The 24,302-nt window shown below is 66.8% G+C and carries 24 protein-coding genes and 1 tRNA gene; 15 read left to right on the forward strand and 10 right to left on the reverse strand.

Annotated features, from left to right (window positions below):
• Window positions 1-148: 148 nt before the first annotated feature.
• Together ABN273_RS00005 and ABN273_RS00010 are read right to left on the reverse strand one after the other, a co-directional pair.
• Window positions 149-2,626 carry an NHL repeat-containing protein gene (locus tag ABN273_RS00005; protein ID WP_349446489.1) on the reverse strand — a complete coding sequence of 826 codons (2,478 nt, stop codon included), beginning with the start codon at window positions 2,624-2,626 and terminating at the stop codon, window positions 149-151.
• A gap of 284 nt (window positions 2,627-2,910) precedes the next feature.
• The gene (locus tag ABN273_RS00010) at window positions 2,911-3,264 is read right to left on the reverse strand and encodes a winged helix-turn-helix transcriptional regulator (protein ID WP_349446490.1); all 354 of its coding nucleotides are present in this window, start codon (window positions 3,262-3,264) and stop codon (window positions 2,911-2,913) included.
• A gap of 154 nt (window positions 3,265-3,418) precedes the next feature.
• Between ABN273_RS00010 and ABN273_RS00015 the strand changes: the two genes are divergently transcribed.
• Both ABN273_RS00015 and ABN273_RS00020 read left to right on the forward strand, forming a co-directional pair.
• Window positions 3,419-4,309 (forward strand): NAD(P)-dependent oxidoreductase, encoded by an 891-nt coding sequence (locus tag ABN273_RS00015; protein ID WP_349446491.1) that lies wholly within the window; start codon window positions 3,419-3,421, stop codon window positions 4,307-4,309.
• A 304-nt stretch (window positions 4,310-4,613) separates the two neighbouring features.
• A complete protein-coding gene (locus tag ABN273_RS00020) occupies window positions 4,614-5,336 on the forward strand; it encodes a VOC family protein (RefSeq protein WP_349446492.1) in 723 nt (240 codons plus the stop codon).
• A 262-nt stretch (window positions 5,337-5,598) separates the two neighbouring features.
• On the opposite strand, the gene ABN273_RS00025 is transcribed toward ABN273_RS00020, so the two are convergent.
• Together ABN273_RS00025 and ABN273_RS00030 are read right to left on the reverse strand one after the other, a co-directional pair.
• On the reverse strand, window positions 5,599-6,309 hold the full coding sequence (locus ABN273_RS00025; protein WP_349446493.1) for a hypothetical protein: 711 nt from the start codon (window positions 6,307-6,309) through the stop codon (window positions 5,599-5,601).
• Between the two features lie 293 nt (window positions 6,310-6,602).
• Window positions 6,603-7,058, reverse strand: coding sequence for a hypothetical protein (locus ABN273_RS00030; protein ID WP_349446494.1), 456 nt, complete (start codon window positions 7,056-7,058; stop codon window positions 6,603-6,605).
• Window positions 7,059-7,447: 389 nt separating this feature from the next.
• On the opposite strand from ABN273_RS00030, the gene ABN273_RS00035 reads away from it, so the two are divergent.
• From ABN273_RS00035 to ABN273_RS00050, 4 genes are all read left to right on the forward strand, one after another.
• Window positions 7,448-7,708: a CopG family transcriptional regulator gene (locus tag ABN273_RS00035; protein ID WP_349446495.1), complete on the forward strand. Its 261-nt coding sequence runs from the start codon at window positions 7,448-7,450 to the stop codon at window positions 7,706-7,708.
• A complete protein-coding gene (locus tag ABN273_RS00040) occupies window positions 7,705-8,118 on the forward strand; it encodes a type II toxin-antitoxin system VapC family toxin (RefSeq protein ID WP_349446496.1) in 414 nt (137 codons plus the stop codon). Before ABN273_RS00035 ends, ABN273_RS00040 begins: the two co-directional genes overlap by 4 nt.
• Before the next feature lie 488 nt (window positions 8,119-8,606).
• A complete protein-coding gene (locus tag ABN273_RS00045; RefSeq protein ID WP_349446497.1) occupies window positions 8,607-9,089 on the forward strand; it encodes a hypothetical protein in 483 nt (160 codons plus the stop codon).
• A 169-nt stretch (window positions 9,090-9,258) separates the two neighbouring features.
• Window positions 9,259-9,687 carry a DUF6086 family protein gene (locus ABN273_RS00050; RefSeq protein ID WP_349446498.1) on the forward strand — a complete coding sequence of 143 codons (429 nt, stop codon included), beginning with the start codon at window positions 9,259-9,261 and terminating at the stop codon, window positions 9,685-9,687.
• A 180-nt stretch (window positions 9,688-9,867) separates the two neighbouring features.
• On the opposite strand, the gene ABN273_RS00055 is transcribed toward ABN273_RS00050, so the two are convergent.
• Window positions 9,868-10,128 carry an Imm21 family immunity protein gene (locus ABN273_RS00055; protein ID WP_349447158.1) on the reverse strand — a complete coding sequence of 87 codons (261 nt, stop codon included), beginning with the start codon at window positions 10,126-10,128 and terminating at the stop codon, window positions 9,868-9,870.
• Window positions 10,129-10,288: 160 nt separating this feature from the next.
• On the opposite strand from ABN273_RS00055, the gene ABN273_RS00060 reads away from it, so the two are divergent.
• Window positions 10,289-11,020, forward strand: coding sequence for an HAD family hydrolase (locus ABN273_RS00060; protein WP_349446499.1), 732 nt, complete (start codon window positions 10,289-10,291; stop codon window positions 11,018-11,020).
• A 104-nt stretch (window positions 11,021-11,124) separates the two neighbouring features.
• Window positions 11,125-12,228, forward strand: a complete 1,104-nt coding sequence (locus ABN273_RS00065; protein ID WP_349446500.1) for a hypothetical protein — start codon at window positions 11,125-11,127, stop codon at window positions 12,226-12,228.
• A 714-nt stretch (window positions 12,229-12,942) separates the two neighbouring features.
• Here the strand turns inward: ABN273_RS00065 and ABN273_RS00070 are convergent.
• Both ABN273_RS00070 and ABN273_RS00075 read right to left on the reverse strand, forming a co-directional pair.
• Entirely contained in the window at window positions 12,943-13,257 is a 315-nt protein-coding gene (locus tag ABN273_RS00070; RefSeq protein WP_349446501.1) for a hypothetical protein, read from the reverse strand.
• Between the two features lie 419 nt (window positions 13,258-13,676).
• The gene (locus ABN273_RS00075; protein WP_502910894.1) at window positions 13,677-14,234 is read right to left on the reverse strand and encodes a GNAT family N-acetyltransferase; all 558 of its coding nucleotides are present in this window, start codon (window positions 14,232-14,234) and stop codon (window positions 13,677-13,679) included.
• Between the two features lie 232 nt (window positions 14,235-14,466).
• Here ABN273_RS00075 and ABN273_RS00080 point away from each other — a divergent pair, with 232 nt between their 5' ends.
• Complete coding sequence (locus ABN273_RS00080; RefSeq protein WP_349446503.1) at window positions 14,467-14,673, forward strand: helix-turn-helix domain-containing protein; 207 nt, start codon at window positions 14,467-14,469, stop codon at window positions 14,671-14,673.
• Window positions 14,673-16,010: a tyrosine-type recombinase/integrase gene (locus tag ABN273_RS00085; RefSeq protein ID WP_349446504.1), complete on the forward strand. Its 1,338-nt coding sequence runs from the start codon at window positions 14,673-14,675 to the stop codon at window positions 16,008-16,010. Before ABN273_RS00080 ends, ABN273_RS00085 begins: the two co-directional genes overlap by 1 nt.
• A gap of 93 nt (window positions 16,011-16,103) precedes the next feature.
• Here ABN273_RS00085 and ABN273_RS00090 read toward each other — a convergent pair.
• Window positions 16,104-16,174 (reverse strand) — tRNA-Gly (locus tag ABN273_RS00090).
• Between the two features lie 106 nt (window positions 16,175-16,280).
• On the opposite strand from ABN273_RS00090, the gene dcd reads away from it, so the two are divergent.
• The 3 genes from dcd (at window position 16,281) to ABN273_RS00105 (ending at window position 18,651) form a co-directional block, all read left to right on the forward strand.
• Window positions 16,281-16,856 (forward strand): dCTP deaminase, encoded by a 576-nt coding sequence (gene dcd / locus ABN273_RS00095; protein ID WP_349446505.1) that lies wholly within the window; start codon window positions 16,281-16,283, stop codon window positions 16,854-16,856.
• A 167-nt stretch (window positions 16,857-17,023) separates the two neighbouring features.
• Complete coding sequence (locus ABN273_RS00100; protein WP_344496488.1) at window positions 17,024-17,641, forward strand: DUF47 domain-containing protein; 618 nt, start codon at window positions 17,024-17,026, stop codon at window positions 17,639-17,641.
• Between the two features lie 5 nt (window positions 17,642-17,646).
• Window positions 17,647-18,651, forward strand: a complete 1,005-nt coding sequence (locus ABN273_RS00105; RefSeq protein WP_349446506.1) for an inorganic phosphate transporter — start codon at window positions 17,647-17,649, stop codon at window positions 18,649-18,651.
• A gap of 13 nt (window positions 18,652-18,664) precedes the next feature.
• On the opposite strand, the gene mshD is transcribed toward ABN273_RS00105, so the two are convergent.
• Entirely contained in the window at window positions 18,665-19,579 is a 915-nt protein-coding gene (gene mshD / locus ABN273_RS00110; RefSeq protein ID WP_349446507.1) for a mycothiol synthase, read from the reverse strand.
• A 108-nt stretch (window positions 19,580-19,687) separates the two neighbouring features.
• Here mshD and ABN273_RS00115 point away from each other — a divergent pair, with 108 nt between their 5' ends.
• The gene (locus ABN273_RS00115) at window positions 19,688-21,475 is read left to right on the forward strand and encodes a bifunctional metallophosphatase/5'-nucleotidase (RefSeq protein ID WP_349446508.1); all 1,788 of its coding nucleotides are present in this window, start codon (window positions 19,688-19,690) and stop codon (window positions 21,473-21,475) included.
• Between the two features lie 257 nt (window positions 21,476-21,732).
• On the opposite strand, the gene ABN273_RS00120 is transcribed toward ABN273_RS00115, so the two are convergent.
• Window positions 21,733-23,100: a sensor histidine kinase gene (locus ABN273_RS00120; RefSeq protein WP_349446509.1), complete on the reverse strand. Its 1,368-nt coding sequence runs from the start codon at window positions 23,098-23,100 to the stop codon at window positions 21,733-21,735.
• A gap of 160 nt (window positions 23,101-23,260) precedes the next feature.
• Here ABN273_RS00120 and ABN273_RS00125 point away from each other — a divergent pair, with 160 nt between their 5' ends.
• On the forward strand, window positions 23,261-24,244 hold the full coding sequence (locus ABN273_RS00125; RefSeq protein WP_349446510.1) for an NAD-dependent epimerase/dehydratase family protein: 984 nt from the start codon (window positions 23,261-23,263) through the stop codon (window positions 24,242-24,244).
• Window positions 24,245-24,302: the final 58 nt, after the last annotated feature.

The following is a 24,302-nucleotide window of genomic DNA, read 5'->3' on the forward strand; positions in this document are numbered from 1 at the left end:
GGGGGGGGGGGGGGGGGGGGCCGCCCCCCCCCGGCCCGCCCACGTCCAGAGAGACCACTTGCCCGGCACTGGCCGGCCGTCCTCACCGTTGGCCGACGCTTTTGGCCAAGATCCCTATATCGGCTCGGGCCGAAATCCGGAAGGTCCGTCACGGCCGGGGGACGGCGAGCCTGGACAGCCGTTCGTTGACCTTGTAGTAGAGGTTGCCGAAGCCGTCGGCCGTCAGCCCTTCCATCCCCGGGACCGTCAGCAGCACGGTCAGCGCCTTGGTCGATTTTTCGATCTTGAAGATCTGGTCGCCGCTCGTGCCGTACACGTGGTCCGGATCCTGGGCCAGGGTCAGCAGCACCCCGTCACGCCAGGCCAGGCTGGGCTTGGCGGCGTAGTCAGGGTCGGCGAACAGCCGTTTCGCCGTGATCGTCGCGGGCCGCGTCGGGTCTAGCGTGAACAGCGAACCTCCCGCCAGACCCCAGAGCTCGCCGTCCACCGCAGCGAGGGCCGTGACGGCCTTGGGCGCTGTCAGCGGGAGCTGGTACGTGCGCACGGCGCCGTCGGCAGGGTCGAACGAGAACAGCATGGCAGAGGCCCCCGGCGCGTAGACCGGGTCGACGCCCAGGGCGCCGCGGGTGGAGGTGCCGCCGAACAGCCTGCCTCCCGCGTAGGCCAGCGAGACGACGGACTGGTTCGGCGCCACGCAGATGGTCCGACCGGCCGTGCCCTCCTTCCAGATGGTCAGTGCACCGCTGCGCTTGCCGTACTTCGGGACCGTACCCATGTAGACGGTCCCGTCCGGTCCGCCGGCCAGCGCGTACGGCCGGTCCTGAGGCGGCGGGCCCTTGCCCGGCTCGCAGTCGTCGGCCTTGTCGCCCGCCGCGCCGCCGGTGTACCTGAGCGTGGGCGGCCACGAGCTCGCGGGATCGTAGCTGTAGAGCTTGGCCGACGGGTAGGCGCCGATGTAGAGCAGCCCGTTGTGTGCCAGCAGGCTGTCGGTCTGGCTGAGCCCGTTGAGGGTCGGCGTGTCCGGCCCGTCGTCGTCGCCGTCGCCCCGTAGCGGGTTGTAGACGCCGGTGCCGCCCGTCAGGTAGCCGCCGGTGTAGATCTTGCCGTCCGGCCCCGCGCCGAGCGCGTTGATCGCGGCAGGCAGCACGGGGGCGCCGGAGACGACTCTGGTGCTCGATCGGCCGCCGGCGGGGTCGTACTTGAAGATCCTCGTGCCGTCCGAAGCTGCGCCGAGGCCGACCAGCGTGCCGTCGACCCAGGTGTATCCGGTGACATCGAGGTCGGGGCGGACGGAGGTCGCCTGCACGGCCCGGCTGTCCACGTCGTAGGAGTGCAGCAGACCTTCCCGGACGAACCAGACCTTGCCCTCGCGAGCCGGCGAATGGTGCAGGTCCACGTCGGTGATCGTGGTGTCGGTGACGGCGGCGTACGAGCCGTCGGCCTCGCGGACCACGCGCAGGACGAGCAGGGTGCGGTCGATCCAGGCGAACAACCTGCCCCCCGTCCAGGTGAGCCCGCCCACCATGGAGTTCTCGGCGTAGGCGTCGGGGAGGAGGCTGTCCACCCGCCCCGTGACGTTGTCGAACCTGATCAGTCCGGCGTTCGTGCCGGTGCCCAGGTACGTGGCGTTCGCGGCCGGATCGTGGGCCAGGCTGCGCACGTACTGGGCACCTGCCACGATGGGCACGTTCCCGATCGTGGTGAAGGCGCCGTTGTCGTACTTGAAGTAGCGGCCGTCGTTGTAGGTGCCGCCGTACACCTTCCCGCCCGCACCCGGCTCCAGGTCCCAGATGAACGAGTAACCGCCTTCCGCCCGCCCGAGGTCGGTGACCGCGGACTGGCCGGGGACGTACCGGTAGAGCTTGGAGTTGGGATAGGTGCCGAGGTAGACGCTGCCGTCGGTGGCTGTGGCGGCCGCCCAGCCGCCGACGGTCGGTGTGGCCTCGGTGTCCGGAATGGTGATTTTCCGGGTCACTTGTTCGGTGGCCACGTCGATCACGGCGAGCTGTGGGTTGGTGTCGGCGGTTCCGGTGTAGAGGGCGTAGGCGCTGCCGCCCGCGAAAGTGGTGGCGTTGGGCACGCTGCTCTCGATCTGCACACCCAGATCGGTCACGTCCCTGGTGATCAGCACTTCGTCCCAGTAGGCGGTGCCCACGTCGGCCACGCCCGAATAGATGAGGGCCGATACCGTGGCCGTGCCGGCGGGTGCGACGCCCGAGGTCGTGACGCGGTTCCACCGCCTGCCCGTCGCCGGGGCGTTCGCACTCGCAGCGAGTAGGCGGCCGGCGGCGTCCCTGAAACGCAGATACAGATACGCCGTGCCGCTGTCGGCCCAGACCTCGGCGTACAGCGTGTAGCGAGTGCCCGCCGTGGCGGGCAGGCCCGGCATGCTCTCCCTGCCGTAGGCGGCACCCGGGTCGGCGTCGGTGACACGCGCGGCGGTACGCCCGTCCCAGGCCGCGGCGTCGACCCCGCCCGGGCTGTGCGAGCCGCTCCAGCCGGTCAGCCCTCCGTCGAAGCCTCCGTTGACGATCTGCAGGTCGGCCGCGGACGCCGGCGTGAACGGCATCGCGAGCAATGTCGCCAGGAGCGCCGCGGCCACCGCTCCGCGCGCGGCGCGTCTCACGCGCCTCTGCCTTTCCAGCATACGGACAGGTATTGAGCGTGCTGCCGGATCGGGCACGCTAATGGACCCTCCACGGGAATCTGCACAGCACTACCTCCACATGAGTTTCGTGTGCGCGATTACGGTCTTGACCGTAACTTTGTGATCGGGATCCGTCAACGCTGTGGTTCCCGTCGGCCTCATGCCGTGATCGACATCCTGATGTCGTGCCCGAAACATCGTCGACCCGGTCGACCGTTCCCCGAGCAAGAGCAGCGTGAGATCCCCGGAGCGGTCCGCGCCGGTCAGCCGACCTGGTCCCAGGGGATGGCCTCGATGCGATCGATGTTCTCCTCACCCCATACCCCAAGTGGTGCCATCGCGGTGTTGAGCGAGTGACCGAACTCGGTGAGTGAGTACTCCACCTTGGGCGGGACCTGGTGATAGACCTCGCGATGCAGCAGCCCGGTGGCCTCCATCTCCCGAAGCTGCAGGATCAGCACCCGTTCGCTGATGCCGGGGACCGCGCGCCGCAGCTCCCCGAAGCGTAGGGGGCCATCCTGGAGCGCGAACAGGATCAGCCCTTTCCACTTGCCTCCCATAACGGCGATGGCCGCGTCGAGACCGCAGGTGAACGTCCGCTTCTTCGTCTTCTTCACCCACCCACACTTACATTTTCCTCAGTACCCGGCAAAATTGTCGGTACTTGAGAGAATGTCTGTGTCGACCCCAGCATGGATCAGGCGCCGCACCCAGACCACCAATGGCCTCGAAGGCGGCCCTTTCTGTTCACTCTGTGACTGGAGTACGCACGTGACTGGAAACAACCCGACGTCGGTGACCGTCATCGGACTGGGCTCGATGGGCGCGGCACTGGCCGAGGCCTTCGTCAAGGCCGGGCACCCGACCACTGTCTGGAACAGGACCGCCGCCAAAGCCGCCCCCCTGATCGCCATGGGAGCCGCACATGCGGATGCCGTCAAGGACGCGGTAGCGGCAAGCCCACTGGTCATCACCTGCTTGACCACGTTCGACGACACTCGACGGGCTCTGGAGCCGGCCGTCACGTCCCTGCACGGGCGGGCCCTTGTCACCCTGAACAGCGGCTCCCCGACCGGCGCCCGCGAGACGGCCGCCTGGGCCATCGGCCACGGCGCCCGGTTCCTCGCCGGGGCCGTAAAGAACGTGCCCTCGGCCGTGGGAGCGCCGGACACGCTGCTGTACTACAGCGGCGACAAGACCGTTTTCGAGGAGTTCGAGACGACCTTGAAGGTGCTGGGTGGCGACACCGTGCACCTGGGTGAAAAGACCGACCTCGCCGCCCTGTACGAGATGGCCGTCGGCGCTATCCTGCTGCCCGCACTCGTCGGCTTCTTCCAGGGCGCCGCCGCCGTCCAGGCGCGCGGGCTCGAGGCAAGCTCCATGGTGCGGTTCGCCGGCAAGTGGCTGGACATGATCAAGTCCCTGCTGCCGATCTACGCAAGGGAGATCGACAACGGCGACTACGCCGATGCCGCCTCCTCCGTGAATCTCTTTCTCGCCGGAGCGGCCCACGACCAGGACCTGGCCAAGGAGACGAACGTCGACACAGCCTGGCTTGCCCCCCTGCACGACCTGGTGAGGCGGGCGGCTGAGGCGGGCCACGGCGACCACAGCATCTCGGCCCTCACCGAAGTGCTCAGGAAGCCGGCACGACAGGCATAAGCAGGGCTCTCACCGGCCGAAGGCGGGCCGACCGTACGGGCACGCAACTGGCGCGCGCCTCGACGCTCAGCGTCGGCCGTCGTCAGTGGTACCAGCAGTAGAGACGCCGCCGGCAGTAATGTCGGCAGTCGCCACGAGCTGAGCGACGCCCTCAAAAACCTGTAGAGGATCGTCGTCGTGCATGCCAGCATGACCGGGTGTTATTCCTCTTCGCGCGGCAGGCCTCGGGCGCTTTTTCTCCATGGGCGCGGAGTACGTGCCCTGTCTGCGGCTTTGAATCAGCAGATCGGAGGTGCGGAGCGGAATGACTTGTCGCCTTCTCGCGCTCTGCTTCGATGCGCACGACTCGCTCAGTCTCGCGCGCTTCTGGGGCGGCGTCCTGGGCTGGGAGATGGCCGACGACCCCCAAGACGGCATTGCGCTCCTGCCGAGCGATGACACCGGGTTCCGGATCCGATTTCTTCCGACTCAGGAGCAGAAGGTCGGCCAGAACCAGATGCACTTCGATCTGACGAGCACGTCCCTCGAGGACCAGCAGCAGACGGTGGCGAGGGCGCTCGGGCTCGGCGCCCGGCACATCGACGTCGGTCAACGCCCGGAGGAGGGTCATGTTGTGCTCGCAGACCCCGAAGGCAACGAGTTCTGCGTCATCGAGCCGGACAACAAGTTCCTCGCCGACTGCGGATTCATCGGAGCGCTTGCGAGCGACGGTTCGCAGGAGGTCGGATACTTCTGGAGCGAAGCGCTGGGCTGGCCGTTGGTCTGGGACCAGAACCAAGAGACCGCGATTCGCTCGCCGCACGGCGGTCCGAAAATCACCTGGGGCGGTCCGCCACTGATGCCCAAGACCGGGAAGTACCGGCTGCATTTCGACCTCGCTCCACCCGCCGACGGTGATCAGCAAGCGGAGGTCGACCGTCTCATCTCCCTGGGGGCGACGCGCATCGACATCGGTCAGGGCGAGGTCAGCTGGGTGGTCATGGCCGATCCCGATGGCCATGAGTTCTGTGTTATGACCCCGCGATAGTGCCACGTTGCGGGAACTGATGAACCGGATGAACCACTCGACCACGAGGGCCGTGCTGATGTATCAGCAGATCGATAAGCCCCAGGCGACAATCAAGATCCGGGTGGGGGCATGGATGGCTGGACCCCACTTCCGGCCCGAGCCGGCCCCACTCAGTGATCATGGTTGGTTCGTCCGCTGTGTCCCGATCGGCAGAGCGAGGACATCTCGCCACTGGATTGCAACCGCGGTGAGTCCCGCGACCTTCGCGGCAGATTCCTTCTCACCAGCTCAGCACCTTCGAACGGCCGGTCGGGGCTGGCAGCCGGTCCCGTAGCACCTGCGCGCCCAGCGGGACCAGGGCCACGCAGAGCAGGCCGGTGACCAGTACGTCGGGGATGGAGGCGCCCTTCAGCACGCCCATCCAGGTGCCTCCTGCCAGCAGCAACATCACGGCGCGGGCGGTGCCGAAGAGGCCTGAGCGCCAGGCGGCGATGGCCAGGAGGAGCGAGCCCGCGTACTGGCCGACCGAGGCCCAGACCGGCAACCGCCACGGTCCGTAGGAGATGTCGACGTACTCCTTCATGATCGAGTCCGTCGCCTGGTCCAGCCCGATGACCTCGGTGAGCTGAAAGGCGGTCTGGTCGGCACCGGCGAAGTACAGACGGGAGAAAAGCCCGGCGACCAGCAAGGTGGCTCCCCAGAAGGCGAGGGCGCCGCCCACCTGCTGAGCCAGAGCGACGAAAGCGGGGAAGAGCAGCACCGCCCCCAGTGCGAAGACCGCGTAGGAGAGGGTGAGTAGGGCGGGTTCCGAGGTGTAGGCGAGGAGCTGGCCGTAGGCGGCGAAGGGTTGCGCCTCGGCCCAGGCGTGCTGCTGTGGGGTGAGGGCGGTGACTGTGCTCAGGTAACGCAGCAGGTATCCGGCGCACATGACGACCGGCCCCAAGATGAGTGTCGCACCGCCGATCCACCGTCCGGGAAAGAACGTGTTCACGCGAGCGAGCCTGTCAAAGGCGAGCCGGGCGGATCATCCGTCGATCGTCAACCGACATCCCTGTCGAAAGTCAGGTCCCGGACGCACGCTGGTGGCCGAGCACCTGGGCTCGCTGTTCGGATGCCTAGACTCGCTGTTCGGATACCTGGAGAAGATCGCACTTCCCTTACGGCGGTCCGAGTGGCGGCCGCGCGCGCGAACGGCCCCAGGCCGCACGCGCAGCGTGTCGCTGCGAGCGGGGCCGCGTGGCGGCGCAGAGCGCCGCCCTTGACACCTACTCGCGGTAAGGACGATCAGGTGTCGTAGGAGCCGTCCCAGGGTGGATAGAAGCCAATGTGATCGGGATAGAGCTCTGCGTACTCGTCGCCTTCGTGATCTTCCAGGATGAGGCCGAAGACCACGCCATCGAACTCCAACCGAAACGGACGAATGGCGATGTCTCCGAACTCGAGGTCGGGGAGCTCGGCGAGCCATTCGCTCAGTCGCTGGACCGCGGCATCCACCGACTCCCTGTGCCTGTCGTCGGCTCCGGCGCACTCGATCCGCGAGTCAAGGTAGCTGCCATCAGGGCTGAAGCGGTGAAGAATGGCATACCACCGCTTATGGGACGGCCAGTCCTCGGTCCTTGAGTAGTCCTCTCGGAAGGCGGCCACGACCCCGCCGAGGAACTGACCATTGCGCCACTGGCCGATGCGGTCGGTGTGATAGTCGGGCTCATGTGAAATAGGGATGACCTCGGGATACGTCACGCCCCGAACCGTAGCCGCCTCGTATGACAATCCCCGATTTGCCCGGGGACGCCCGGCGATGAGCCGCACCCATCGTCTCGCCCCCCTGGCACGGCGGTGATCTTCGAACCGGCCGTGGTCCCATGGAGCGGGTGGCGGGAACCGAACCCGCGCTGTCAGCTTGGGAACTGCATCACGCCCTGATGAATCGCTGAGCTGGGCAGAGTGCCGGCCCTGAGACCCGGGTCGCGCAGGGGATTCGTACGGTCGCTGTCCCGGGAGCAAAGCCAGTGATCGTCGTTTGTAAGGAGAGCGCTCAGCTCTCGCCGGTGCGCAACCCACCGACGGCGACCCTCGACGCTGACAGGCGGTCGCGGCGCCGCGGGAGGATTAGAGGTAGGATAAAGGGCATGAGCGAGGCTACCGGCAAGTATTCGATCACCATGCCGCGTGACATCGCCGAGGCCGCCCGGTCCAGGAGCGGCCCTTCCGGCCTGTCCGCCTACGTCGCCGCCGCCGTCGCCCGCCAGATCGAGCGCGACAACCTAAACGAACTCATCCAGGTCGCCGAGGCTGAGCACGGCCCCATCACCGACGACGAGGTCCAGGCACTGCGCGACCAACTCCACCAGGCCCGGCGGGGACAGGCCAGTGGTGGGGCGGGCGTGTGACCCGTTCTCCCGCTGCTCCCGGCGGCACCCTCGTCCTCGACAGCGAGGGGCTGGCCAAGGCCGTCCTGCGCGACCGTACGGTCACCGCATGGCTCGCTCTCGCCCGTGCCGACGACCTTCGCGTCATCACCTCTGCCGCCACCCTCGTCGAGGTGGTCCACCCCCGCGTCAACCGGCCGGCCCTGGAGTGGACGCTGTCCCGCCTTGTCGTCGAGCCGGTCACCGAACCGATCGCCCGCCACGCGGCCGCGCTCTTGTCCGACGCCGGCCTGCACGGGCACAAGTACGCCATCGATGCCATGCTCAGTGCCACCGCCCTCGCTGCCCCAGGTCCCGTCACGGTCCTCACCTCCGACCCCGAGGACCTCGCCGCCCTGTGCGGCGCACGCGTCACTGTCATCAAGGTCTGAGCTGTGCTCCTGGCCTGCTGGTTCCGGCAGGATGATCAACCAGGCAATGGCACGCAGAGATCAAATACCCTGGACCAGATCAAAGCCCAGGTACTGAATACCTCGATCTACCTGGGCTTTCCCAGTGAGAGCGGGTGGCGGTGTGCTGGGTGGCGGGAATCGAGCCCGCGCTGTCAGCTTGGGAACTGCATCGATCATGGCCTGATGAGGCGTTGAGCTGGTCAGAAAGCCGGTCCTGAGAGACCGTGGTTGACCACTCGTCACCCCTCTTAATGGCCCGGCGATCAGCCCGCAAGCTGGTGCTTTCGCCTCGACGCGCTCCAGGCGCCTTACCTCAGCCACTGACGGGCTCGCGGTGATGAGCAGGTCCTCAGCGATCACCCCGGAGCCGGAGCGCCCCGGTCGGAGGCAATCAAGGCCGTCACTTGCGTGTTTCTGTACACGGTGGCCAGGATCGGTCTGTTCCGCTCCACGAGAAGCGATACATCGTGCTCTTCGAGCTGTCGCCGCCATTTTGCGCTGGTCCCATCCGAATTGGGATGTCGCATGCAGATGCACACGCTGCGTTGGGGGCGCTTGGGACGCCGGAAGCTTACGGCTCGGGCTGGGTTGTTCACCGGTCCTCTTCGGGCTCCTCCGTGTTCGCGTACTTCGACAAGTCCGAGGTCGTGGAAGCCATTGAGATCTACACCCCCGTAGCCGGCGCGGATGAGTGGGACCGCGTTCTCTGGGCGGAGTTGGATGTTTTCGCCACCCCGGTGGAAGAGCTGGTGGGAAAGCTTCGGCAGCGTACAACGGTGATCGAGGAAGAGAACGGACACAGTTACACCCTGCCTGAGCTCCTCTTGGCCTTCTGGCGCTCTATCACGCCTGAAACAGAGGACGACCTCGAGGGCAGACATTTCGAGTCCGTCCTAGTAGCTCGGCCGGGTTACTACGACGGACCCGCGGCGACATCCGGGGATGCGTAGGAAGCGTCAATCTCCGGGCCCAACGTTGCGGCCCGAGCGGTGAGCGCGCGAAAAGGGCCCCTGGCTGCCACGCGGCAGCGAGGCCTCGTCTAATGATCGTAGACGTCAAGTCCGGATGGACGGCGTCTCTGACGTTGAGGACGCCAGACCGTGGTGGAACGAGGAGAACATGAGCCAGTATTTCCAGGTTGGCGATCAAGTCCTCTGGAACCCCTCGAACGGAGTCGCCGGCCTATTCATGCGATCAGCGGAGGCTCTTGCCCCCGAGACGGGATTACCGACAGGGCTCGGCCCTATGGAGAGCGACGAATGCGAGGTCGACCTGGCCACCTTCGCGGCCTTCGTGAGCGCACTTATCAGGCGCTACGAGCGTTCGAACCATCCAATCCTGCGCTCACTCATGGAGGGCTTCATAGCGACGGCCCTGGTGCTCGTCGAGCGCGGCGGAGCAGAACTTCCTGTGCCTGACACGAACGACGCCTCCTGGAAGGATGTGCAGATGAGCGAGCATTCCGCATGGCCGCCAGGTGGCCAGGTACGCGATGTTGAGCGATGGGCGGCCCTTTCGGCGCAGCACGCTCGGGCAATGCCACGCTGAGGCTTCTACAACACCCGACCGCATGATCCATGGAAGGGCGGCACAGGCGCGGAGTACGCCCGGGGCTCAGGTTGCTGGCTGGAGTTGGACGAGGATCATCCAGTTGTCCTCGTCCTTCGTGTAGGTGGCTCCGACCCTGTACTGGCCAGGATCGAGATCAATAATGAGCCGGTCATCAGGCTACAGTTCAGCACCGGGAATGGCGGAGTCGAAGAGCACGACTGCCTCCCGTACCTCCCAGTCCACGTCTTCGTCATCGTCCCAATCCGGCTCTGCCGCCAGGACTCGTTTGGCGGCCGTGACCAGCTCGGCTTCGGAGTATGCGGCGGCCCAGCGCAGGAAGAGGCGTTCGGTCGCCAGATAGGTCGTCATGGCAGGTTCGTCGCCGAGAACAAGTGAGGCGTGGAAGGCCGAGGCCAGACAGCCCAGCGCGCAGCAGATTGTGGGTGATCGCGGCCATGGTGAGCCACACGGCGTTGGCCTTGACTGAGCACTTCAGTTGGCGGATTGAGCACTTCAGATGGCGTTGTCCGCCAGATCGGGCGCCAAGGTGCTGCAACCCCTCTGACGCCAGGGACAAGCGCCACGAGATGATCCTCCTATGGCGGATGTGATCTTCTTCGATCTGGACGGCACCCTGGTCGATCATCGAAGCGCGGTCTGGGAAACGATCGGCCAGATCGTCCAGGCCGCGCCGAACGCGACGGCTCCAGCGGAGGAGCTGGTGACGTTGTGGTGGACGCTGGAAGGGCGCCACATGCGGGAATACCTGGCCGGTCAGTGCTCCTTCGCTGAGCACCACCGGCGCAGGCTCCGTTCCTTCCTGCCGATGCTCGGCGAGCCGGTTCCTGAAAGTCCCGGCCTTCTGGACGCCTGGATCGCCGAGCGCTACCTCACCGTGTTCGAGGAGTCCTGGCGGAGCTATCCCGATGTCCAGCCATGCCTGGAGACCCTGAAACGGCTTCCCCGAGGACCGCGTCTGGCCGTTCTCACCAACGGGGACCCCGAGCAGCAGCGCGCCAAGCTCGCCCGCTTCGACCTCCTCGAGTACTTCGAAGCCGTCCTGACCCCGACCGAGCTCGGCGCGGCCAAGCCCGTCGCCTACGCCGCCGCCTGCCGGTGGATGCGGACGGACCCCGCGCAGGCGGTCAACGTGGGCGACATGCTGGAAAGCGATGTGAACGCGGCCATCCTTGCCGGGCTCACCGGCATCTGGCTGGACCGCGGCATCGACTTCGTCACCGGTGGACCATCGCCGACGACAGACGAGACGGTGCTCCGCGTCGAACGCCTCACCGACCTCCCCGACCACCTGTCACGCACGAACGCCTGACCGGGCGACGCTGGAGTGTGTCGCCTTATGATCGTCAACTACCGTCACAGCAACGACCGCCCAGGAGATGATCTGGAGTGTCAGGTCCGCCACTTGAATTTAGTGTGAACGGCCTGAAGTCCGCGGCCGAGGGCATGGGCCAGGTCGTCGCCAAGCTCTCCAAGATCCATAAACTCATCGAGTCCGAGGCACGGTTGCCCGCGTTCGCACTGGGCGCCGTCGGCGAACTGGTTGGGGCCCGTGGTCGCTATGAGACCTCACGCCTCACGTGGGAGCGAGACGCGCGGGGCACGACGAAGGACGTGGAAGCCGATGTCGTCTCCGTCCTCGAACGCAACGCCAAAGAATATCTGACGGCGGCAAAGAGGGCGGAAGACGCGGTCCAAGCGGCTGGAACTCCGCCCGACACCAAGGTTTCAGTTTCCGAGAGCGGTGAGCGGGCCGTTGCCCCGCTGACCGGACTCACTACCATTGCCACCACCGCTGCAACGCTGGCGGTTATCTCCCATGGCAGCATGGAGAGACATAAGGAGGACTACCGGCGAGCGTATTCGAGTTCGCTTGGTGCTCCCGAGAGGGAAAAGTCAAGACTCCAGGTGACGAAATCCAACGCGGAGAAATACAGCAAACGGGCACTGAAACTGTTGAACGGCTCAGCCCGGATTTCCGTGGCCGCGACGGTCGGGGCCGTCATCTATGCCACCACGGTGATTTCGAGCGATCAGACCAACGACGACGCGGTCAGCGCCTGGCTCACCGTCGAAGATCTCATGAGGTCAATCTCGGCCGAGGACGTACCTGCGGTCGCACGCTATCTGGAGCTCATCTGGAACGGCGAAGCAAAGCGAGCGGCCGAGACCCGTCTTGACGACCTTCAATCGTTGGTGTCCAGTGGTGCGGATAATGCCGCAGAGGTTGCCAGACTCTTGACGGAGATGATCGAGACACTCAATCTCCTTCATTTTTCCGCCCTCATCTGCGCACACGGAGGGTTGATTTTTATAGCCCTCTATTCCCTCATTCCAACGCCGGTGGCGGTTTTCCAGAAAGAGAAGCTGGGTGCACGTCTCAGCATGGCAGTATCCAAGATCTACAGGATGATAGCCGCCATCATCACCGTCGCGGCACCGCTTGGTTTTGCGATAGCAATGCGCACCACCGCCAATGTCCTGCCTGGCCCGAGAACCCGGCAGGCGAATTCCCGGTAGGGGAATTCATCGTGGCGCGGGCCGGATTCGAACCATCGATGTCGAGGGCGTCCCCCGACGCGCCGATCAACCCGGATGCCATGCGGTCAAGCGACGTTGGGCGTAGATCGCACGTTCGGATTGCGCCGGGGCGCCGACGGGTGGCGGATCGGCTGGCTCATGGCGTGACGCATCTGGATCGAGGGGAACATCGGCGTCCTGGAGCAACGATGAGGAGCGGACGCGGCTCGTCAACGGCGTGACTGAGGTCCATGAGACGTATTGGTGGCGATTGGGACAGACGTACGGCGTCTGGAACGCTCTGCTCGAGGGGCAGGCCCGATAAGCGAGGCGCGGCGGCTGATCAACACGGGGCAACTCATGCCATCGCGTCTTGGGCGGTGGGGGCTCCTGTAGCGCAGTCAGGGAGCGGCTTCAACAAGCTGTCCGAATGGGTGGAGGCGGTGTGAGCCATCAGCGTTCCAGGGCTGCAATTCCAAGATCTCCGTCATACGGGAAACAGCATCGCGGCGGACTCTGGCGCAGGACTCAAGGACCTCATGGCGCGTATGGCACACGACAACGTTCGGGCCGCGATGATCTATCAGCACGCCGCCCGAGGAGCCGACAAGCCTGATCACCGAAGCTATCGACAAGCACCTCATCGGGCACGAAGGGGCGCGCGATCAAGGTGAGGAGGATCCACCTGGCCAGCTCGTGCCCACCGGCTGATCATCAATGGTGGGACTCCCCGGCAAGGCGTGCGACCTCGTCTACGGCCGTCATTGGAATCGTGACGGCAATATCCCATGCCTCATCGTCCGGGCCCATGAGGATGACTGCTTGATCCTCGCTTACCGTCCAGAAGACCCGAGCATTGGCGCAGGTGCCCACCGCGAGCGAGTGGCGCGCTTCCCAGTCTGCTCGCCTGATCTCGTGAAGCCTCACGAGGTCGGCCATGGGCGCCCAGATGTTGAGTTCCCATGTGTCCGCCTGAAGCTTCACCAAGGCCAACTGATCATCAGACTCTTCCAGAGTCACATCAACCACGCGGCAATGATCGCAGAAGCTTAATGGCACGCTAATGGCACGCAGAGATCAACAGTCCTAGACAAGATCAGAGCCCAGGTACCGAATCCACCGGTCTACCTGGGCTTTCGCACTGAGAGCGGGTGACGGGAATCGAACCCGCGCTGTCAGCTTGGGAACTGCAAGGATCAGCCCACGTGTGGGCGCTGAGCTGGGGAAAAGCGCGGTCCCAAGTGACCGTGGTTGACCCCTCGTCACCCCCTCTAATCGCACGCTAATTGCACGACGATCAGCCGGCGACCTGGAGTTCCTCGCGCGACGCGCGCACCCCACTGAGATCATCCCGTCTGCCGTCGACCCGCTCGGCTTGCCCCGGGTCGATGGCGGGCGGGGTGATCAGGCTGCCACCTCAGCCACTGACTACCGGACGCTTGCCGCGATCACCCCGGAACCTGAGGCCCCCGCCGGAGGCTCTCCCAATCGGCTCTCAGCAGTTCGTACTCCACTGCCCCCCGCTCGGATCCTGGGATCTCCGGCCTGTCGACGTGAAACGAGCGCACGTACTGCAGCCCGGCCTTCTCCACCACCCGCCGCGACGCCATGTTGACCGCCAAAGCCTCCGCATAGACGCGACGGGCCCCCAGCTCGCTGAAGGCTTTCTGGATCAGTGCCACAGATCCCTCGGTGGCGTAACCCTTCCCCCAAGCGATCTTGCGCAGCCGGTAGCCCAGCTCAGGCTCGTCCTCGGGCTCCCCGTGCTTGGCCCGCAGATGAAACCACCCGAGGAACTCCTCAGTCGACTTCTCGATCGCGGCGAAAAACCCCTGGTCGCCGGTGTAGCTCAGGATGCGAGGCAGAATCTCGCTGACGATCTTCTCTCGCGACGTCGGCTCGCCACCGCTCAGGTAGCGCATGACCTCGGGATCGCTGTCCAGTTCCACCAAATTGTCGGCGTCGTCCTCAGTGATGCGGCGCAGGATCAGCCGCTCAGTCTCCACGCAAGTCTGCACCTCGTCACCCTATCCGCGTGTGCCGGGACCGCTTGTGGAGCTTAAGGATCTTTGGCCTTTGCGTCTGAGCGGCCCGAGCACGGCCGCGCGCGAGAACGGCTCTCATTAGGCCGCACGCGCAGCGTGCGGCCGAGCACAGGGCCGCACGCGGCGGCGAAGCCGCCGCCTTGAAGAGCAAAGTCTTTCGGTAAATCCGCAGGCAGCCTGAGAGGAGGAGATCTTGGACCAACTGTTCACCGTCCCGGAAGCGGCCGAGCTACTGCACACCTCGGTTCGCTTCGTCCGCCGACTGATCGCTGAACGCCGGATCGAGTTCGTGAAGGTCGGTCGGCACGTCCGCATCCGCGAATCGGCCTTGGTCGCCTTCGTCGTGGCAGGCACCGTCGAACCGCTCACCAGCCATGACGTCACAGGGAGGGCTGCCTGATGGCCAAGGGCGACAAGCCGAATCACCGACGTTTCGGCAACATCCGTCAGCTACCCTCCGGCCGGTATCAAGCGTCCTACCTGGGCCCAGACGGGCGGCGTCACAACGCTCCGGAGACCTATGAGCGGAAGGGCGACGCGGAACGTGCGCTCTCGCTCATCGAGGCCGAGATCGTCAAAGGGGATTGGATCGACCCAGAGCGAGGCAAGATCAAGCTCAATGACTACGCCGAGACGTGGATCAAGGAACGTCCGGGCCTGCGTCCGCGAACGGTCGATCTCTACACGTGGACGCTGAACAAGCACATCACGCCCTACCTCGGTGGTGTCCAGCTGGGGAAGATCTCTACCGCCATGATCCGGAGATGGCGGGCCGAACTGCTCGGCAAGGGCGTGTCACCGACCATGCTGGCCAAGGCGTACCGCCTGCTGCGGGCCGTGCTCATGACCGCTGCGGATGACGACGGGATCATCCCTCGCAACCCGTGCCGGATCCGCGGGGCAGACGCTGAGCACGCCGAAGAACGCCCGGTGCTGACCGTGGCCCAGGTCTTCGAACTGGCTGACCGCCTCGGCCGTCGTCCTTTCGGCAACGTTCGCAAGGTCAAGGACGGCGTCTATCGGCTGCGGTTTCAGCGCCACGGGGAGATGCGGACACATCCCGAGATCTTCCTGACCAGGTCGGAAGCAGAGCGGGCGCTGTGGGCGATGGCTCGTGACGGCAGGGCGGATTCCGATCAAGACCGCCGGTTCCGTGCCATGGTCCTGCTGGCCACCTTCGCGAGTCTCAGGTGGGGCGAGGTCAGCGCGCTGCGTCGGATGGACGTGGATCTCGTCGCCAGGACGGTCCGTGTACGCGTCGCCTTCGTGGAACGCTCCAGTGGCGGGCTGCTCCTCGGGCCTCCCAAGTCCAAGGCGGGCAGGCGGACCGTGGGCGTCCCCGAGAGCATCATCCCCATCCTCAAGGAGCACATGGACACGTACGTCCAGGAGGAGCCAGCGGCGCTGATGTTCCCCGCCGCGAAGGGCGGCCCGATGCGGCGTAGTGGCTTCAACACCCGTACGCGCTGGGTGGATGTGGTGAAGGACATGGGACTGCCCGGACTCCACTTCCATGATCTCCGTCACACCGGGAACATGCTGGCCGCGATGTCGGGGGCCGGTCTCAAGGACCTGATGGCGCGGATGGGGCACGACAACGTCAGGGCGGCCATGATCTACCAGCACGCGGTCAGGGGCGCTGACCAGGTGATCACAGATGCCATCGATCAGCAGCTCAAGCAGCGCGACGAGGACGACGATGACGGCTCGGCGGGTGTGCTGGCTCCCGTGGGTTAATTGCACGCTAGTTGCACGGAAGATCGAAAAGGGCCCTAGAAACGATCAAAACCAGGTCGGGAACCCATCCCTGACCTGGCTTTTCGTAGTGAGAGCGGGTGACGGGAATCGAACCCGCGCTGTCAGCTTGGGAAGCTGATGTTCTGCCATTGAACTACACCCGCGTACGACCCCGACTCCGAAGCCGCGACCCCCACTGTAGCGGAAACTTGGCGTGCAACAGCAATCCCGACCCCGCACAGTTTCCGGCCGGGCGGTAAGTTGCTCACCGTGCTGCTATCTGACCGTGACATCCTTGCTGAGATCGACGCCGGGCGGCTTGCGCTCGATCCCTTCGAGCAGGAGATGATCCAGCCCTCCAGCATCGACGTACGGCTGGACCGGTTCTTCAGGGTGTTCGAGAACCATCGCTATCCCCACATCGACCCGTCCGTGGAGCAGCCGGATCTTACGCGGATGGTCGAGCCCGATGGGGATGAGCCGTTCATCCTGCACCCGGGTGAGTTCGTGCTGGCCTCCACCTACGAGGTGATCACGTTGCCGGACCATCTCGCGTCGCGGCTGGAGGGGAAGAGTTCGCTCGGGCGGCTGGGGCTGCTGACGCATTCGACGGCGGGGTTCATCGATCCCGGGTTCAGCGGGCACGTCACGTTGGAGTTGTCGAACGTGGCCACGTTGCCGATCAAGCTCTGGCCGGGGATGAAGATCGGGCAGTTGTGCGTGTTCCGGCTCAGCTCGCCCGCCGAGCATCCCTACGGATCGGCCAAGTACGAGTCGCGGTATCAAGGGCAGCGTGGGCCCACGCCGTCGCGGTCGTTCAGGAACTTTCACCGGACCAAGGTCTGACTGGGGCTCCCCCCCGGTAAGGCAAAAAAAGATCTCAAAGTACGCTCTGTGCCGGTGTCGTACAACATACGCGGGGTAGCCAGAAGGAGAAGGGGACATGAAGTTCGCATTTCGCCTGGTAACCCGTACCCTCTACACGGACCATCCCCGCACATCTGGAGAACGACGTGCGCCTGCGTCTCACGCCACGTGAGGACAGCTACTACGACCTGTTCGCGGACTCCGCGAACAATCTGGTCACCGCGTCCCGTCTGCTAGTGGAGATCATCAGCGACGGCTCGGACAGGGAGTCCCTGGCCGAGAAGATGCGTGCTTGCGAGCATGCCGGTGATGAGCGCACCCATGCGATCATGAACCGGCTCAACGAGAGCTTCATCACTCCGTTCGACCGCGAGGACATCTACCGCCTCGCGTCCAACCTCGACGACGTGATGGACGCCATGGAGGCCGCCTCCGACCTCATCGTGCTGTATCAGCTCGACCATCTGCCGAAAGACGTGGTCAGGCAGGTCGAGGTGCTCGAGCGGGCCGCCGAGCTGACGGCCGAGGCCATGCCGCGGCTGCGGTCCATGAAGAACCTCAACGAGTACTGGATCGAGGTCAACCGCCTCGAGAACCAGGGCGACCAGGTTTACCGCAGGCTGCTGGCCAAGCTGTTCAGCGGGGAGTACGACGCGCTCACCGTGATGAAGATGAAGGAGGTCGTCGACGCCCTGGAAGAGGCGGCCGACGCCTTCGAGCACGTGGCCAACACCGTCGAGTCGATCGCGGTCAAGGAAAGCTAAGCCCTGTGGACCTCACGCTCGCCCTCGTCATCGGCGTGGTCGTCGTCTCACTGATCTTCGACTACACCAACGGGTTCCACGATGCGGCGAACGCCATCGCTACCTCCGTCTCGACCAGGGCACTGACCCCCAGAGCCGCGCTGTTCATGGCCGCGGCCATGAACTTCATCGGCGCCCACCTGGGCACCCAGGTCGCTCAGACGGTCGGCAAGGGGATCATCGACGCTCCGGACGGCCCGCACGGCCTGGTCGTCGTGGCCTCGGCGCTCATCGGTGCGATCGTCTGGAACCTGATCACCTGGTACTTCGGACTGCCGTCCTCCTCCAGCCACGCGCTCATCGGCGGTCTGGTGGGCTCCGCGCTGGCCTCGGCCAGTGTGGTGCACTGGAGCGGCGTCGTCGAGAAGGTCGTCATCCCGATGGTGGTGTCGCCGCTGGTCGGGTTCACGCTGGCGGCCCTGATCATGATCGCGATTTACTGGATCTTCCGCAACAGCCAGCCGGGCAAGACCAACCGGGGCTTCCGCTACGCGCAGACCGTCTCGGCCGCCGCCATGGCGCTCGGGCACGGCCTGCAGGACGCGCAGAAGACCATGGGCGTCATCTTCCTGGCGCTCACCGTGGGCGGCTTCGCCGCCCCGTCCGATCCGATCCCGCAGTGGGTCATCCTGGCCGCGGCCGGGGCGATCTCCCTCGGTACGTACGCAGGTGGCTGGCGCATCATGCGTACGCTGGGGCGGCGCATCATCGCGCTGGACCCGCCACAGGGCTTCGCCGCGGAGTCGGCGGCGGCGACCGTCCTGTACGGGGCCGCCATCGGGTTCGGGGCGCCGATCTCCACCACGCACACGATCACCTCAGCGATCATGGGCGTGGGAGCCACCAAGCGGCTCAGTGCCGTGCGGTGGGGGGTCGCCGGGAACATCGTGACCGCATGGATCCTGACCATTCCGGCCGCCGCTCTGGTAGCCGCCCTGTCCTACTTCGTCCTTCACGCGATCGTGGAGTAGGGCCGGCCGTACATCACGTATCTCCTGCCGGGCCGTACATCACGTCCACGTCCCAGCGGTTGAAGCCGAGGGACTCGTACAGCCTGATCGCCGCCGTGTTGGCCTCGTCCACGTACAGCATCGCCTGGGCGAGGCCGCGCGAGCGCAGGTGGCTCAGCCCGGCGAGGGTGAGCGCCTTGCCCAGGCCCGTGCCCTGTTGCGTGGGATCGACGCCCACGACGTAGACCTCGCCCAGGGGCTCGTGGCCGTGGGACGAGGAGCCGTGGATCTTCGTCCAGTGGAAGCCGGCGAGCCGGTCGCCGCGGACGGCCAGGAAGAACCCCTCCGGGTCGAACCACGGCTCCTGCTCGCGGCGGAGCAGGTCGTCCATCGTCCAGGCGCCCTGCTCGGGGTGGTGGGCGAAGGCCGCCGAGTTCACCTTGAGCCAGGCCTCCTCGTCCTGACCGGGTACGAACGTGCGCACGCGTACCCCATCGGGCAGGCCGAAGGCCGGGAGCGGCGCGAAGAGCGAACGGCGCATCTGCCAGAGTGAGCGCACCCGCTCGAAGCCGAACTTGGCCGCCAGCGCCCCCGCCCCCACGTGGTCGCCGTGCGCCCACAGGCGCGGCCTGCCGCCCGTCAGCTCCATGACGGAGCTCAGCAGGCGCGTGCCGTGTCCCTGGCGGCGGCTGCCGGGGTGGACGACGAGCTCCACGCTCGGGCCCTCGACCTCGTCGGTGGGATCGACGTGGGCGTAGCCCGCCAGTGTGCCGCCGGCCTCCAGCAGGAGGGACCGGGCCTGCGGATCGCCGCCGTAGCGGAGGTGGAGCATCACGTGCTCGTTGAGCGGGCGGACGCCGTCGGCCTCCGTCGCCGCCTCGACCAGGCCGAGCACCGCGGCGATCTCGGTGTCATCGAGCCGTTCCCTGACCTTCACGTGTGCACTCACAGTACGAACTCTAGGCGCATGCCTGGCAAATAACGCCATGTGACAACCTGGCAAATCGTTACCTTTGCGCCATTGGCCGCATAGGTTCGCGCCGTAACGTCTTGAGCCATGACGTCTCGTTCATTCCTCCGGCTGACGCTGGCCGGAGCCGTCGCCTCGGGCGCGGTCATGCTCGCCACCCTTCCGGCGGACGCGAGCAAGGCTTCCAGGACGGTCCCCGTCCGGCTGCTCGCGCTCAACGACTTCCACGGCAACCTCGAACCCCCCACCGGATCCTCCGGCCGCATGGTGGACGAGAACGGCAAGACCGTCGACGCCGGTGGCGCCGCGTACGTGGCCACGCATATGAAGGCCCTGGCCGACAAGAACACCATCGCCGTGGCCCAGGGCGACCTCATCGGGGCGACGCCGCTGATCTCGGCGGCCTACCACGATGAGCCGTCGGTCGAGTTCATGGGCAAGCTGGGGCTCAAGGTGGCCGCGGTGGGCAACCACGAGTTCGACGAGGGCTACACCGAGCTGCGGCGGATCATGAAGGGCGGCTGCCACCCGGTGGACGGCTGCTCGCCCGCCGGCCTGTGGAAGGGCGCGGCATTCGACTACGTGGGCGCCAACGTCCTGTTCAAGAACCCCGACGAGAAGACCGACGCGCTCGCCGCGCTCGGCGGCTCGGACTCGGCGCAGGTCAAGCAGGTGCTGTCGGACTGGGGCGTGCCCGCGCTGCCGCCGGTCAGCATCAAGTGGATGAACGACGTGCCGATCGGCTTCATCGGCCTGGTCACGCAGACCACGCCGAGCATCGTGACGGGCGAGGGGATCAAGGACCTCAAGTTCGTGGACGAGGTCAAGGCCGCCAACGTGGCGTCCAGGCTGCTGAAGCTGGTCGGTGTGAAGGCGCAGGTAGTGCTCGTGCACGAGGGTGACCAGGTGACCGCGGGCCAGTCGCCCGACGCGTGCAGCGCCGTCCCTGGGGCGGGCAACCGCATCGCCACGCAGGTGGCCCCGGAGATCGACATCGTGCTCAGCGGGCACTCGCACCAGGCGTACCTGTGCAAGGTCAAGGACCCGGCCGGCAATGACCGCGTCTACTCGCAGGGCGGCTCGTTCGGGCGGGTCATCACGCAGGTGGACCTGAACGTGGACGTCTGGACGCGCGACATCGACCGCGCCTCGGTCGTGGCGGACAACCACATCGTGACTCGAACCGTTACCCCGGATCCCGAAATTTCCGCGTTTGTTCAGACGTGGAAGGACCGCGTCGCGCCCGTCGCCAACAAGGCCGTCGGCACGATCACCACCGACATCACGAACGTGGCCGTGCCCTCCGGCGAGTCCGCGCTCGGCGACCTCATCGCCGACTCCCAGCTCGCCGCCACCAAGACCGGCGGCAACGCCCAGATCGCCCTGATGAACCCGGGCGGCGTGCGGGCGTCCCTCACGTACGCCTCGTCGGCCGCCAACGAGGGCGACGGCGTCGTTACGTACGGCGAGGCCTTCACGGTGCAGCCGTTCAACAACCTCATGCAGGTCGTCACGCTGACGGGCGCCCAGCTCAAGACGGTGCTCGAGCAGCAGTTCACCGGCGGCCCCAACAACCAGGCGTTCACCAAGATCCTGCAGCCCTCGGCGAACTTCACCTACACCTACAGCCGGAGCGCCGCCTGGGGTGCCAAGGTGTCCGACATGAAGATCGACGGGGTGCCGGTGACGGACACGCAGTCCATCCGGGTCGCGGCGAACAACTTCCTGGTGGGCGGCGGTGACGCGTTCCTCGCCTTCAAGGACGGGACCGACCTGTGGAGCGGGCCGCTGGACATCGACGTTTTCGTCGATCACCTCGGCAAGAACAACCCCATCGCCCCGCCCGCCACCAACCGCATCACCGCCGTCGACTGACCCTTGTTCACGGCCCGCCCGGTGCTCTACGGGCGGGCCTCCTTTTCACCCTTCGGTTTCCAGGCCAGCCACTTCCGTGCGACCTCCGTCTCCAGGTCGGCCCCGTGGTGGTGGGCCATGAGGAGCACGTGGCAGAGCACGTCGGCCAGCTCCGCGCGGAAGTCGAGCTCGAGCTCCTCCGCCGTGCGCCCCTTGGTCCTGGCCGGCCAGAGCGCATGAGGAACGCCTGCGTCAGCTCCCCGAGCTGGAGCGGCCGGTCACGGTGGCCCGTACAGCGGGAGGACGACCACGAAGCGGGCGCCGGGTGAGTAGTCGGCGACGGTGAGGCTGCCGCCGTGGGCGGTGGCGATCTCCCTGGACAGCGGCAGGCCCAGGCCGCTGCCGCCCTTGTCCTTGGCCCTGGCGCTCTCCAGGCGGGTGAACCGTTCGAAGACCCGCTCCCGGTCCTGCGGCGGGATGCCCTCCCCGTCGTCGGTCACCGTCACGACGACCTTGTCGCCCTCCACCGCCACCTCCAGGTCGATCCTGGCGGCGGCGTGCCTGGTGGCGTTGTCGAGCAGGTTCGTGAGGAGGCGGTCGAGCTGCATGGGGGAGCCGAAGACCGGGGCCCCGGCACACAGGTCGGGGATGATGCGCACCTCGGAGCCTTCGCGGCGGCGTATCTGGTCCTGCGCCACCTGGGCCAGGTCCACCACGCGGCGCTCCGGGACCGCGCCCGCGTCCAGCCTGGCCAGCATCAGCAGCTCGTCGATGATCCCGGCGAGACGGTCGGCGGCGGCCAGCGCCCGCTCGCCCGTCACCTTCCAGTCCGTCTCGTCCGGGTAGGCGTGGGCCACCTCCAGCTGGGCGCGCAGGGCGGAGATGGGGCTGCGCAGCTCGTGCGAGGCGTCGGCGACGAAGCGGCGCTGGGTCTCGGCCGAACGCTCGAGGCGGTCGAGGGTGTCGTTCGTGGTGAGAGCCAGACCGGTGATCTCGTCGCCGGTGTCGGGTACGGGCACGCGCCTGCTGAGGTCCTGGCCGGTGATCTCGGCCATCTCGGCGCGGATGCGTTCGACGGGACGCAGGGCGGACCCCACGGTGATCCAGGTGATGCCCGCGACGCACACCAGGACGAGCGGAGTGCCGAGGAACACCAGGAGATGTACCCAGATGAGGGCTCGATCGACGTCTGCCAGGGAGGACGCCCCGTACACGGTGACGGGGCCGTGGGGCGTCTGCACCGTGAGGGCCTTGATCAGATAGTGGGCCTCCGGCTCGTCCGGGCTCCGGTACACAGTGCGCTCGGCGGTGTGGACGGTCTCGGGCTTGGCCGGGCGGAGGCTCGTCAGGCGCAGGTCCTCGGGGACGCCGCGGCTGCTCGCGATCACCTTCCCGTCCGCCGAGACCACCCGCAGCAGCTGGACGCGCGTCGGGGGCTCCAGCACCGGGGGCAGCTGTTCCGCACGCGCCTCACTCGCGACCCGCCGCACGGCCACCTCGACCCTGGCGTGTACGACGCCCCGCAGGTTGTCCGGCACCGTGGTGAGTGCGAGGGCGGACGTGGCGCAGAAGACCAGTGCCGCTATCAAGGTCGCGACCACGGTCAGGCGCGCCCGGATCGAGCGCGGAAAGAGCCGTCTCACCATCCCATCCCATCCCCCCTCTGCGTCACTGTCTGTGACTTTTACCCTTCGGACAGCGATCGCAATATGGCTGTGCGTGGGGCCCCAGGCTTTCGCTCCTGGCGATTCCGCTGATGGCGTGCGCACCTACCGCGCGGGAAGCCGGCGGGCCAAGGTGGATGGCATGAAACTGCTGGTGCTGGGTGGCACGGAGTTCGTGGGGCGGGCGGTCGTCGAGGAGGCGCTGGCGCTGGGCTGGGAGGTGACGGCGTTCAACCGGGGCAGCCACGAGCCGCCGGCCGGTGTGACGGCGTTGCGCGGCGACCGGACGGCGCCCGGCGGGCTCGCGGCGCTGGAGCGCGGAGAGTGGGACGTGGTGATCGACACCTGGTCGTGGGCGCCGGTCGCGGTCAGGGACACCGCGTCGCTGCTGGCCGGGCGGGCAGGCCATTACGTCTACGTCTCCAGCCGCTCGGTCTACGCGCCGCCGGTGCCGTTCGGCGCGGACGAGAGCGCCCCGATCGTGGCGGCGTCGGCGGACGACGGGGACGGCGACTACGCCAGGAACAAGGCGGGAGCCGAGCTGGGCGCGGTCGCGGCCTTCGGCGAGCGGGCGCTGCTGGCACGCGCGGGCCTGATCCTCGGCCCGTACGAGAACATCGGACGCCTGCCGTGGTGGCTGACCAGGATCGCCCGCGGCGGCCAGGTGCTCGCCCCGGCGCCGAGGGACCTCGCTCTGCAGTACATCGACGCCCGCGACCTGGCCATCTGGTGCCTGGAGGCGGCCCGGCGCGGCGCCGGCGGGGCTTTCAACGTGGTGAGCCCGCCGGGGTTCGTGACGATGGGGCAGGTCCTGGAGGCGTGCGTGCAGGCGACGGGATCCGACGCCGAGCTGCGCTGGGTGGAGGCCGAGCCGATCCTGGCGGCGGGCGTGCAGCAGTGGACGGACCTGCCGATCTGGCTGGTGGGCGAGTCCTACGACTTCATGCACGGGGCCGACGTGTCCAAGGCGGTGGCGGCGGGCCTGCGATGCCGGCCGCTGGAGGAGACGGTGGCGGACACGTGGCGGTGGCTGCAGAGCATCGGCGGCCGGCCCCCGATGCGCCCGGACCGCCCCAGCGTCGGCCTCGACCCGGACGTGGAGGCCCGGCTGTTGCGGCAAACGTGAGCCCGGCCGCGCGGCCGCCGACGGCGGTCGCGCGGCCGGGCGGATGTCCCGGGGCGGA

The organism is Nonomuraea sp. B19D2, assembly GCF_040137845.1.
Lineage (GTDB): Bacteria > Actinomycetota > Actinomycetes > Streptosporangiales > Streptosporangiaceae > Nonomuraea.

Bases quoted from the DNA above. Each gene is read 5' to 3' on its own strand.
- ABN273_RS00115 (WP_349446508.1), top strand. From the start codon at position 19,688: ATGACGTCTCGTTCATTCCTCCGGCTGACGCTGGCCGGAGCCGTCGCC.
- ABN273_RS00050 (WP_349446498.1), top strand. From the start codon at position 9,259: ATGAGCCAGTATTTCCAGGTTGGCGATCAAGTCCTCTGGAACCCCTCG.
- ABN273_RS00125 (WP_349446510.1), top strand. From the start codon at position 23,261: ATGAAACTGCTGGTGCTGGGTGGCACGGAGTTCGTGGGGCGGGCGGTC.
- ABN273_RS00060 (WP_349446499.1), top strand. From the start codon at position 10,289: ATGGCGGATGTGATCTTCTTCGATCTGGACGGCACCCTGGTCGATCAT.
- ABN273_RS00020 (WP_349446492.1), top strand. From the start codon at position 4,614: ATGACTTGTCGCCTTCTCGCGCTCTGCTTCGATGCGCACGACTCGCTC.
- ABN273_RS00120 (WP_349446509.1), bottom strand. From the start codon at position 23,100: ATGGTGAGACGGCTCTTTCCGCGCTCGATCCGGGCGCGCCTGACCGTG.
- ABN273_RS00085 (WP_349446504.1), top strand. From the start codon at position 14,673: ATGGCCAAGGGCGACAAGCCGAATCACCGACGTTTCGGCAACATCCGT.
- ABN273_RS00035 (WP_349446495.1), top strand. From the start codon at position 7,448: ATGAGCGAGGCTACCGGCAAGTATTCGATCACCATGCCGCGTGACATC.